Annotated in this window: 11 protein-coding genes; 5 read left to right on the top strand and 6 right to left on the bottom strand. The window is 59.1% G+C overall.

What is annotated here, in order from left to right:
• The first annotated feature begins 443 nt into the window (after nucleotides 1-443).
• Entirely contained in the window at nucleotides 444-3,338 is a 2,895-nt protein-coding gene (locus AC1DKH_RS12035; protein WP_477798263.1) for a ribonucleoside-diphosphate reductase subunit alpha, read from the top strand.
• 177 nt (nucleotides 3,339-3,515) lie between these two features.
• Here the strand turns inward: AC1DKH_RS12035 and flgE are convergent, their stop codons facing one another.
• The 6 genes from flgE to AC1DKH_RS12065 all read right to left on the bottom strand — a co-directional run bounded on the left by flgE (nucleotide 3,516) and on the right by AC1DKH_RS12065 (nucleotide 8,647).
• Nucleotides 3,516-4,847, bottom strand: coding sequence for a flagellar hook protein FlgE (gene flgE, locus AC1DKH_RS12040; RefSeq protein WP_477764823.1), 1,332 nt, complete (start codon nucleotides 4,845-4,847; stop codon nucleotides 3,516-3,518).
• Nucleotides 4,848-4,878: 31 nt separating this feature from the next.
• Complete coding sequence (flgD, locus tag AC1DKH_RS12045) at nucleotides 4,879-5,601, bottom strand: flagellar hook assembly protein FlgD (RefSeq protein ID WP_477798264.1); 723 nt, start codon at nucleotides 5,599-5,601, stop codon at nucleotides 4,879-4,881.
• A 15-nt stretch (nucleotides 5,602-5,616) separates the two neighbouring features.
• Nucleotides 5,617-6,060, bottom strand: coding sequence for a flagellar basal body rod protein FlgC (gene flgC, locus AC1DKH_RS12050; RefSeq protein ID WP_007937507.1), 444 nt, complete (start codon nucleotides 6,058-6,060; stop codon nucleotides 5,617-5,619).
• 3 nt (nucleotides 6,061-6,063) lie between these two features.
• Complete coding sequence (gene flgB / locus AC1DKH_RS12055) at nucleotides 6,064-6,471, bottom strand: flagellar basal body rod protein FlgB (RefSeq protein ID WP_103397733.1); 408 nt, start codon at nucleotides 6,469-6,471, stop codon at nucleotides 6,064-6,066.
• Between the two features lie 370 nt (nucleotides 6,472-6,841).
• Nucleotides 6,842-7,669 carry a protein-glutamate O-methyltransferase CheR gene (cheR, locus tag AC1DKH_RS12060; RefSeq protein WP_108215260.1) on the bottom strand — a complete coding sequence of 276 codons (828 nt, stop codon included), beginning with the start codon at nucleotides 7,667-7,669 and terminating at the stop codon, nucleotides 6,842-6,844.
• 45 nt (nucleotides 7,670-7,714) lie between these two features.
• Entirely contained in the window at nucleotides 7,715-8,647 is a 933-nt protein-coding gene (locus AC1DKH_RS12065; protein ID WP_477798265.1) for a chemotaxis protein CheV, read from the bottom strand.
• Nucleotides 8,648-8,730: 83 nt separating this feature from the next.
• Here AC1DKH_RS12065 and flgA point away from each other — a divergent pair, with 83 nt between their 5' ends.
• The 4 genes from flgA (at nucleotide 8,731) to AC1DKH_RS12085 (ending at nucleotide 11,338) form a co-directional block, all read left to right on the top strand.
• The gene (gene flgA / locus AC1DKH_RS12070) at nucleotides 8,731-9,489 is read left to right on the top strand and encodes a flagellar basal body P-ring formation chaperone FlgA (protein WP_477798266.1); all 759 of its coding nucleotides are present in this window, start codon (nucleotides 8,731-8,733) and stop codon (nucleotides 9,487-9,489) included.
• 167 nt (nucleotides 9,490-9,656) lie between these two features.
• A complete protein-coding gene (gene flgM, locus AC1DKH_RS12075) occupies nucleotides 9,657-9,983 on the top strand; it encodes a flagellar biosynthesis anti-sigma factor FlgM (protein WP_477752841.1) in 327 nt (108 codons plus the stop codon).
• A gap of 48 nt (nucleotides 9,984-10,031) precedes the next feature.
• Entirely contained in the window at nucleotides 10,032-10,499 is a 468-nt protein-coding gene (locus tag AC1DKH_RS12080; RefSeq protein ID WP_477798267.1) for a flagella synthesis protein FlgN, read from the top strand.
• A gap of 92 nt (nucleotides 10,500-10,591) precedes the next feature.
• Complete coding sequence (locus tag AC1DKH_RS12085; protein WP_477752843.1) at nucleotides 10,592-11,338, top strand: flagellar brake protein; 747 nt, start codon at nucleotides 10,592-10,594, stop codon at nucleotides 11,336-11,338.
• Nucleotides 11,339-11,648 lie beyond the last annotated feature (310 nt).

The following is an 11,648-nucleotide window of genomic DNA, read 5'->3' on the forward strand; positions in this document are numbered from 1 at the left end:
CACAGGTAGTACGTTGCAATCCCCCCCTAAAACGCATTATCTTGTAGCCCGGCGCTAAAAAAACCCTAGATATAGGGTTTTGCGCGAAAAACCAAACACAAACCAGACACCAATTTCAAGCGCTTTTACTGCCTCTGTCCGGTTGAACCAAACGTATTTTCGAAAGACCAAACCGCGCATGCGGATGGCTACTGTATTTCGGCCCAGAGTGGTGAAAACGGTACGGGTGTTGCAGTCCCAACTGTCACCTGCAATGGACCAAGGTTTCAGGCCCAAGGCGTGAGACCAAAGACTTCGGCATGGAAGCGGCGCTCGATAAAGCCCCCTTCCTACTGTCCCGAAGTCGTTATGCCCGGCGCTCGCCGGTTGTAGTGCTTCAGGACGGAACGGTGGGCACCGTGATGGTGCCCAAACAAACATAGAGAATGTGGAGACACTCCCCCATGCAAACCGACACAACTCGCGAGAACCCGCAGGGCACCTTGCCGCAGGCCGCTGATTCGAATTCGGATCTGTCCGCCACCGCGCCTGGCCAACTGCGCGTGATCAAGCGTAACGGCACTGTCGTTCCCTACACCGATGACAAAATCACCGTCGCCATCACCAAAGCGTTCCTCGCAGTTGAAGGCGGCACCGCTGCTGCCTCGTCGCGAATCCACGACACTGTTGCCCGCCTGACCGAACAGGTCACCGCGACCTTCAAGCGTCGCATGCCATCGGGCGGCACCATCCACATCGAAGAAATCCAGGACCAGGTCGAACTGGCCCTGATGCGTGCCGGCGAGCAGAAAGTCGCTCGCGACTACGTGATCTACCGTGACGGTCGTTCGAAAGAACGCGCTGCCCACGCACCGGCCGAGGAAGCGGTCAACGCTCACCCGTCGATCCGCATCACCCGTGCCGACGGCAGCCTGGCGCCACTGGACATGGGCCGCCTGAACACCATCGTCACCGAAGCGTGCGAAGGCCTGGAAGAAGTCGACGGCGACCTGATCCAGCGCGAAACCCTGAAGAACCTGTACGACGGCGTGGCCCTGAACGACGTCAACACCGCCCTGGTGATGACCGCCCGTACCCTGGTTGAACGCGAGCCGAACTACTCGTTCGTGACCGCGCGCCTGCTGATGGACACCCTGCGCGGCGAAGGCCTGGGTTTCCTCGGCGTCGCCGAAAGCGCCACCCACCACGAAATGGTCGACCTGTACGCCAAGGCGCTGCCGGCCTACATCGCCAAAGGTATCGAGTTCGAACTGCTGAACCCTGTGCTGGCCACCTTCGACCTGGAAAAACTGGGCAAGGCGATCAACCACGAGCGCGACCAGCAATTCACCTACCTGGGCCTGCAGACCCTGTACGACCGTTACTTCATCCACAAGGATGGCGTGCGTTTCGAACTGCCGCAGATCTTCTTCATGCGTGTGGCCATGGGCCTGGCAATCGAAGAGAAGCACAAAGAAGACCGCGCGATCGAGTTCTACAACCTGCTGTCGTCCTTCGACTACATGGCTTCGACTCCGACCCTGTTCAACGCCGGTACCCTGCGTCCACAGCTGTCGAGCTGCTACCTGACCACCGTGCCGGATGACCTGTCGGGCATCTACCACGCGATCCACGACAACGCCATGCTGTCGAAATTCGCTGGCGGCCTGGGCAACGACTGGACACCGGTGCGTGCGCTGGGTTCGTACATCAAGGGCACCAACGGCAAGTCCCAGGGCGTCGTGCCGTTCTTGAAAGTAGTGAACGACACCGCCGTAGCGGTTAACCAGGGCGGCAAGCGCAAAGGCGCTGTATGTGCCTACCTGGAAACCTGGCACATGGACATCGAAGAGTTCATCGAGCTGCGCAAGAACACCGGTGATGACCGTCGTCGTACCCACGACATGAACACCGCCAACTGGATCCCGGACCTGTTCATGAAGCGCGTCTTCGATGACGGCAAGTGGACCCTGTTCTCGCCGTCCGAAGTACCGGACCTGCACGACCTGACCGGCAAGGCCTTCGAAGAGCGCTACGAGTACTACGAAGCCCTGACCGAGTACCCGGGCAAGGTCAAGCTGTTCAAGACCATCCAGGCCAAAGACCTGTGGCGCAAGATGCTGTCCATGCTGTTCGAAACCGGCCACCCATGGCTGACCTTCAAGGACCCGTGCAACCTGCGCAGCCCGCAGCAACACGTGGGCGTGGTCCACAGCTCGAACCTGTGCACCGAAATCACCTTGAACACCAACAAGGACGAGATCGCCGTTTGCAACCTGGGCTCGATCAACCTGCCGAACCACGTCGTGGGCGGCAAGCTGGACACCGCCAAGCTGCAACGCACCGTGAACACCGCCGTGCGCATGCTCGATAACGTGATCGACATCAACTACTACTCGGTGCCGCAAGCGCAGAACTCCAACTTCAAGCACCGTCCGGTCGGCCTGGGCATCATGGGCTTCCAGGACGCGCTGTACCTGCAGCACATCCCTTACGGTTCCGATGCTGCCGTCGAGTTCGCCGACAAGTCGATGGAAGCGGTCAGCTACTACGCGATCCAGGCGTCCTGCGACCTGGCCGACGAGCGCGGCGCCTACGAGACGTTCCAGGGTTCGCTGTGGTCCAAAGGCATCCTGCCGCTGGATTCGCAACAGATCCTGATCGAGGCCCGTGGCCAGAAGTACATCGATGTCGACCTGAACGAATCCCTGGACTGGGCACCGGTTCGCGCCCGTGTACAGAAAGGCATTCGTAACTCCAACATCATGGCCATCGCACCGACCGCGACCATCGCCAACATCACTGGCGTTTCGCAGTCGATCGAACCGACCTACCAGAACCTGTATGTGAAATCGAACCTGTCGGGCGAATTCACCGTGATCAACCCGTACCTGGTTCGCGACCTGAAGGCTCGTGGCCTGTGGGATTCGGTCATGATCAACGACCTGAAGTACTACGACGGTTCGGTGCAGCAGATCGAGCGCATCCCGCAAGAACTCAAAGAGCTTTACGCGACTGCCTTCGAAGTGGACACCAAGTGGATCGTCGACGCGGCAAGCCGTCGTCAGAAGTGGATCGACCAGGCTCAGTCGCTGAACCTGTACATCGCTGGCGCTTCGGGCAAGAAGCTGGACGTGACCTACCGCATGGCCTGGTACCGTGGTCTGAAAACCACCTACTACCTCCGTGCCCTGGCCGCGACCAGCACCGAGAAGTCGACCATCAACACCGGTAAGCTGAACGCTGTTTCCAGCGGCGGCAACCACGGTGACGACTCGGTCCTGGCAGCGCCTGCCGGTCCTGCTCCAGTGCCGAAGGCTTGCGCCATCGACGAGCCGGATTGCGAAGCTTGCCAATAAGCTGAGCCTGTAGGAGCGAGCTTGCTCGCGATGGTCTTGAGGCCGCCGCGTGTTTTCAGACAACACGCGTTATCGTTGACGACCATCGCGAGCAAGCTCGCTCCTACACCTACAGGTTTCGGCGAGCACAAAAAAGCCCCTCTCTCGAGGGGCTTTTTTGTGCAGCACTTTCCAGCATCAAGCCATCTGAATGATGGTCTGCATGATGGTGCTCTGGGTGGAGATGGTCTTGGCGTTCGCCTGGTAGTTGCTCTGCGCCTTGATCAGGTCGACCAGTTCGTTGGTCAGGTTGACGTTGGACTCTTCCAGGGAGTTGGAAACGATCGAACCCAGGGTGCCGGTCTCCGGCGCATCGTAGCCCGGGATGCCCGACGCGTAGGTTTCTTTCCAGCTGGTACCGCCTACCGGTTGCAGGCCTTGCTCGTTGGTGAAGCTGGCCAGGGAGATCTGGCCGATCGGCTTGGTCTGGTTGTTGCTGAAGTTGGCCAGCAACACACCGCTGCCGTCGATGGTCAGGTTGGTGATCTGGCCAGTGGCGTAACCGTTCTGCGCCGGAATCGAACGCGCGGTGTCGGCGTTGAACTGGGTGGTATTGGCCATGGCGATGGTCAATCCAGCCGGATCGGCTGCGGCGCCGTTGGCTGTCCAGACGCCATTGGTGACACTGCCCGGAGTCCAGTTGGTGATTTTCAGGTCACTGCTGATCACCGAAGTCGGCGGCGTGGTTGGCGGCGTCACCGGTGTGCTGACCGAGGTCAGTTTGCCGGTGGAATCGAACGACATGGTCGAAGCAACCGGCGCGGTAACGGTAGGATCACTGCCATCCGGATTACGGCCATCGATCAGCGTGTAGGTGTCCCACGTGTTCGCTCCAGTCTTGACCATGTATTGATCCATGGTGTGCTGGTTACCCTGAGTATCGAAGATCGGGGTACTGAACGACTTGGTAAAGGTCTCGGTCTTGGACGGGTCAAACTTGTTCGCCGCAACCGTCTGGTCGATCACCGCCGAGGTGGAGTTCAGGTTGATCGTCGACGACACGGTGCTGGTGGATTTCGGTGCCAGGTTGGAGGTGTCGATGCGCAGGTCGGTCAGCACGCCATTGACGATCTTGCCGTTGGCATCCACACCGTAACCTTGCAGGCGGGCCGTACCGTCGCTGTTGGTGACGTAGCCTTCCTTGTCGGTCTTGAATGTACCGGCACGGGTGTAGGTCAGCGAACCGTTGTTGCTCAGGACAAAGAAACCGTTGCCCTGGATACCCATGTCGAGCACGTTACCGGTGTTGCTTACGTCACCCTGGCCGAACTGCTGGGAAACGTTGGCCAGGCGCACGCCGTTGCCGACGGTCTTGCTGCCGGTGCCCAGGCGGGTCGCCGAGTACACGTCTTCGAATTCTGCACGGGACGATTTGAAACCGGTGGTCGCGACGTTGGCGATGTTGTTGCCGGTCACGTCCAGTTGTTTGTTGGCTGCATAGAGACCGCTAAGGCCGATATTGAAAGACATCATCCACTCCTTTGTGCCGTGTTAGTCGGCTCTACATACCAATGGTTTGTACTTTGGACAGGGCAACGCTGCCCAGCCCGGCCAGATTGAGCATCAACTCACCGCCGGTCTGGCTGATGGTCACGCTGTTGACGGTCGCCGGCAGGTTGGTGATCAACGCGACGGACTGGCCATCGATCGTGCTCGTGGCGCCGAAGGTGTAGGTGCCCGCCGGTACCGTCTCACCCGCATCGTTCTTGCCGTCCCAGATGAAGCTGGCGTTGCCGGCCTTCTGCGAACCGAGGTCGATGGTGCGCACGGTCTTGCCGGTTGAGTCGGTGATCTTCAGGGTGGCGGACGCCACCGAAGACGGTACCACCACCGTGCCGCTGAGGCTCTTGGTGGTATCGACCACGGCCTTGTCACCCGGAGCGATGACCGAACGGCCCACCAGCGACGATGCCTGCAAGGCCTGGGACGAGTTGTAGTTGCTGGCCAGGCCGCTCACGGTGTTGTTGAGCGTGGTGATGCCTTCCAGGCTGCTGAACTGCGCCAACTGGGCCACGAACGCGCCGTTGTCTTGGGGCTCCAGCGGGTTCTGGTTTTTCAGCTGGGTCACCAGCAACTGCAGGAACGCATCCTTGCCCAGGGCCTTGTTGCCCGTGGCGCTGCCGGTTGCCGACGCGAGGCCGTCAGTCGTGGCGTTGGTCTTGATCGAGGAGTTGGCCAGGATATCGTTGAGGCTCAAACCGCTGGTGGAATCGGTAACACTCATCTGAGTCGTCCCTTATCACTGACCGAGGGTCAGGACCTTCTGCATCATGGTTTTGGCGGTGTTCATCATTTCGGCGTTGGTCTGGAACGAACGGCTCGCAGAAATCATGTCGGCCATTTCTTCAACCACGTTGACGTTCGGGTAGTAGACGTAGCCCTTGGCATCGGCCGCCGGATGGTTCGGCTCGTAGCGCGCCTCGAGGTTGCTCTGGTCTTCGACCACCCCCAGCACCTGCACGCCCTGACCGGCGGCATCCTGGTTCTGGAACAGCGAGTCGCTGCCGCCGCTCTGGCCGCCCTGGAACATGGTGGCGAACACTGGATGACGCGCGCGGTAGGTCTGGTCGATGCTCGACGAAACCGTCTCGGCGTTGGCGATGTTCGAAGCGACGGTGTTCAAACGCGTGGTCTGCGCACTCATGCCGCTACCGGCAATGTTGAAAACACTGGATAGAGACATGGCTTACTCTCCGCGCAGGGCTGACACCAGCCCTTTGAATTTGCTGTTGAGCAGGGTGAAGCTGGCCTGGAAGCCGATCGCGTTTTGCGCGTAGTTCGACTGTTCCAGCTGGGCGTCCACGGTGTTCTGGTCGATCGACGGTTGCATCGGCGTGCGATACAGCAACGACTCGTCGCCATTGCCCAGGCCTTCAGCCTCGATGTGACGGCTGTTGGTCATGTTCAGGGCGAAGGTGCCGCTTTTGGTTTTCTCGTTCTGCTCGGCGAGCACTTTCGAGAAGTCCAGGTCCCGAGCCTTGTAGTTCGGGGTATCGGCGTTGGCGATGTTGTTGGCCAGGACTTCGGCACGCTGGGCGCGGAAGCCCAGGGCTTGTTCGTGGATACCGAGCGCTTTATCGAAGCTGATGCTCATGTCGGGAAACCTTCGGGTGACCTGATTTTTCGTAGGATCAACTTAGCAAGCCCCATGCCAATTCAAAAAAGCCCGGAAACCGGGGCTTTGCCGGCCATGGCAACGCGGCAATGCCAGAAAAGCGGCAACGGTTTTCCGCCGCATGCCGCTTTTCTGCCGCCTCCTTACCCTTTTCAGAACACCGCCGGCCACTGTGGGAGCGAGCCTGCTCGCGATAGCGGTGTGTCTGGCAAAGTTGAACTCGACTGTCAGGACGCCATCGCGAGCAGGCTCGCTCCCACAGGGAAATGCAGTGCTTGCGAGAAATCATCAGGCACAAAAAAACGGGAGTCCCTGAGGACTCCCGTTTTTTATGCGCGCCACTTTTGCATCACTTCGCCTGGTAAATGATCCCCGGGCTGCACTGGACCATCTGGTAATGATCCGGCAACCCGTTCAGCGCTTCGGAAGCACCGAGGAACAGGTAACCGCCCCGCTTCAACGTGCTGTGGATGCGCAACAGGATGTCCTTCTTCACCTCGGCGGAGAAGTAGATCAACACGTTGCGGCAGAACACGATGTCGAACTTGCCCAGACTCGCGTAGCTGTCCAGCAGGTTGAAGGAACGGAATTCCACGCGGCTCTTGATCGGCGCCTTGATCGCCCAGCGTCCCGGTCCTTTCGGGTCGAAATAACGCTGCAGACGCTCGGGCGACAGACCGCGGCCGATGGCCAGGCTGTCGTACTCACCGGTCTTGCAGTTGTTCAGCATGGTGCCGGACAGGTCGGTGGCAACGATCTGCACACCCATCCTCAACTGACCCATGTTGACCCGCTCGAACTCGTCGATGGACATCGACAGCGAATAGGGTTCCTGGCCCGACGAGCATGCCGCCGACCAGATGCGCAGGCGCTGGCCGGGACTGGCCTTGATCGCTTCGGGCAGGACCTTGTTCTTCAAGACTTCAAACGGGTAGGTGTCTCGAAACCACAGGGTTTCATTGGTGGTCATGGCATCCACCACCTGCTCGCGCAAACCGCTGCGCGGTTGCGTCTGCATGCGCTGAACCAGCTCACCCAAAGACTTGATGCCTTGCTGTTCCATCAGTTTGTTGAGACGGCTGGAGACCAGGTACTGCTTGTTTTCACCGAGCAAAATGCCACAGGCTTTTTCCAGGAATACCCGGAACTGTTCGAAATCCAAATTACCCGTAGACAATGATGCCGCCTCTTAAATCGTGTTGACTGCCTGGGGTGCGAACCCCTAGCTGAAATCTGCTGCTTTGATCCGGTCGACTACCCGGGATGCCAGGTCATCAGGACGGAATTTGGCCAGGAAGTCATCGGCACCGACCTTCTTGACCATCGCCTGATTGAATACCCCCGACAACGAAGTATGCAGGATGATATGAAGCTTTTGCATGCGCGGGTCGTTGCGGATTTCCGCCGTCAGGGTGTACCCGTCCATCTCCGGCATCTCGATGTCGGAGATCATCATCAGGAACTCTTCTTCCGGTTTCTTGCCCTCGTCGACCAGTTTGCGCAGGTAATCCAGCGCTTGCCGACCATCGTTCAACGCCACCACTTCGACGCCGACCGTTTGCAGGCAACGCGTGACCTGCTTGCGCGCCACCGACGAGTCATCGACCGTCAGCACTCGCAACGAAAGCGCCTTGTGCCGGGTTTCGACATCCACCACACCCACGGAAATCGCTTCCGGCGTCGGTGCCACTTCCGCCAGCACCTTCTCGACGTCGATGATTTCGACCAACTGATTGTCGACCCGCGTCACCGCCGTCAGGTAGTGATCGCGCCCGGTGCCCTTGGGCGGCGGATGGATCTCCTCCCAGTTCATGTTGACGATGCGCTCCACCGAGCGGACCAGGAAACCCTGGGTCTTGGTGTTGTACTCCGTGATGATCACGAAGGGATTGTTCTTGTCCTTCAACGCACCGGAGCCAGTCGCCATTGCCAGATCAAGGATCGGAATGGTCGCCCCCCGGATGTTCGCCACGCCGCACACGACAGGACTGGACTTGGGCATCAGCGTCAGTTTGGGGCATTGCAGCACCTCCCGAACCTTGAACACGTTGATCCCGTACAGCTGCTGGCCGTCGAGACGGAACAACAACAGCTCAAGGCGATTCTGCCCCACCAGTTGCGTGCGCTGGTTTACCGAATCCATTACACCAGCCATGCCCAGACTCCTACACCAACGCCAAGTGTTGTTGCGACGCGCCTTCATCACTAAACGGCACGGCGCTTGCTTTTTTAATCGTTATGAACACAGAACCGACATTTTTCCGACGCCTGACCACACCCTGCCGAAAATTGCTCGGCGTGCTGGCGGCTGTTTGCCTGTTCAACGCTGGCAGCCCTGCCCTTGCTGACGCGGTTACCTTGCCTGACATGCTTATCGGCGTCACTCAGGGCTTTCTTGAATTCACCGTAGAAGACTATCTGGCTACCAGCCAAACGGAAGGTCGCTACGAGATCCAGGTCAACCCGCTCGATCCGCGTATGCACATGCCCATGTGCGACAAGGAATTGACAGCAACCCTTGAGAGTCCCAAGCCGTTGGGACGGGTTACGGTCAAGGTCCGCTGCGAGGGCGCTTCCCCCTGGACAGTCTTCGTACCCGCTCAAGTCCGCCTGTTTCGCGATGTCGTGACCAGCGCCCGGCCACTGCGCCGCGCAGCCATTGTCGAACCTGGGGATGTGGTCCTGCGCGAGCGCGATATCAGCCTCATCAGCCAGGGCTACCTGACCTCTCTCGATCAGGCGATCGGGCAGCGACTGACCCGACCAATGGTCGCCGACCAGGTGATTACCCTGGTGCATATCGAACAGGCCGAGGTCATCCGCAAGGGTGATCAGGTGGTGATTACCGCCCGCAGCGGCACGCTCAGCGTGCGCATGCCGGGCGAAGCCCTGTCAAACGGCAGCCTGAGCGAACAGATTCGGGTGAAGAACCTCAATTCCCAAAGGGTCATCAAGGCGCAGGTCATGGCGCCGGGGCAGGTGGAAGTGTCCATGTAAGGCGCTCAGTTCATCGGAATGTGGCACTTGCCGCGGCTGTTCCCTAGACTGTGTTCCAGGCACGGTAAGCGCTGGCGCGCGCAAGGTTCATTGATAAATGGGCCTAAAGTTTTCCAGGGAATGGCCGAAACCATGGCAAGCGTCCAAATTCCCAGAGGTTTTTTATCATGGTCATCGATTTCAGCCGTTTGAACAGCTCCTCGTCCCTTACGGGCAGTACACGTACCAGCGCCAGCAAGGAAAGCGCCGAAGCCGGCAAATCCTTGCCGCTGGAGTCCGCGGCCGAACAGGCCGGTACCGTCAAAAGCGGGGAATCGGTACATCTCAGCGATGAGGCTCAACAGTTGCAGAAGGTCACTGACAAGCTGCGCGATCAACCCGCCGTCGACAACGCCCGCGTGGCCGAGTTGAAAGCAGCGATTGCCGATGGCAGCTATAAAGTCGACAGCAACCGTGTAGCCAGCAAACTGCTCAACTTCGAAGCCCAGCGCTAGGCCACCGCCAGCGCCAGGCTTTTGGACGCTTAAAACCCAAGGCCAGCCATGCACGACACTCAATTACTGCAACTGATCACCGACGACTTTGCTCCAGCGCAACACCTGCTGGAACTGCTGCAGACCGAATCCCTCGCATTGCATGGCCGCGACATGCCATTGCTCGAGGACATCCTGGCGCAGAAACAGGCATTGGTCGTTTTGCTCGAACAGCATGGCCGCAAGCGCAGTGAAGTCCTCGCCAGCCTCAACCTGCCGACCAACCGTGGCGGTCTGGAGCAACTGGCCAGCCAGTCGAGCATTGGCGAGCAGTTGCTGGCGCAAAGTGACGTGCTGACCGATCTCCTGGCCCAGTGTCAGGCCATCAACGCCAACAACGGCCAGTCGATCCTCACTCAGCAGGCCGCTACGGCCACCCAGCTGAAAATCCTCACCGGCGGTGAAACCCCGGCGCTTTACGATGCCAGCGGAACATTCTCCAAGCTTGCCAAGCCGCGCCCGCTCAGTCAGGCATGAACCGGTCAATGCCCCCGCTCTATCAAGACGCGCAACATACTGGCAAACTGCCACCCAGCCGTAGTCAAATTTTGTCTGGAGATTGATTAACCGTGTCCAATGCCTTATCCGTGGATGATGCTCCGCAGCCACCCAAGGTGCTCTCCACGCCCTTGGAAATCTCCAGCAACCTGCGCCAGCTGCTCGAAAGCCATGACCCGCTGATCATTACGTTCCACGAGCGCAGCCAGCGCTTCCAGAGCTACCTGGTGGACCTGGACCGTGACAGCAATATGATTGCCCTGGACGAAATGATTCCCCGTGACGGCGAGCGCTACCTGCTGGCGGGCGAGCCGTTCAGGGTCGAAGGCTTTCACGAAGGCGTACGCATAGCCTGGGAAAGCAACGGCCAATTGAACATCGACGAATCCGGTGGCAGCCGCTGCTATCGTGGCACCCTGCCCGATGAAGTGGTGTACCACCAGCGCCGTAATGCGTTCCGTGCGGCACTGAAGCTGGCACAACTGGTCAACGTCAACCTCGACGGCGAAAAGCTCAAGGCCTCCATCAGTGGCAAGCTGCTGGATATTTCCGCTACCGGCTGCAAACTGCGTTTCGACGGTGACATCACTGGCAGCCTGCAACTGGGTCAGGTTTACGACCGCTTCAGCGCCGAACTGCCCTTTGGCAAGATGACCGCGCCGGTCGAGTTGCGTTATCTGCACTTCGAAGAAAAAATCTCCACCACCTTCGCCGGCGTTCGCTTCCATAACATGAGCGGGCTGGTGCAGCGTCAGGTCGAACGCTTCGTCTACCAGTTGCAACGCGAAGCGCGTCGCTTCGACAAAGACGATCTCTGATGTAGCACGGCCCCTGTAGGAGCCGGCTTGCCGGCGAAGGCGTCCTTTAACCTTGCATCGATACAACGGACGTCTTCGCTGGCAAGCCAGCTCCTACAAAAACGGGCAGTCCCTTGCGGTGACTGCCCGTTTTTTTAGGTTCTTCACGCAATCCCGGGGAGCACATATAACGAAATATCTGTAGGGGCTGCCGAAGGTTCGGGCCGCGTTCTGACGATCTTTTTGATCTTAATCTTCAGTAATCTCCAGATCGCAAAAGCAAGATCAAAAGATCGTCCGAACGCGGCCCGAACCTCCGGCAGCTCCTACA

This window comes from Pseudomonas sp. 05L36 (genome assembly GCF_056398125.1).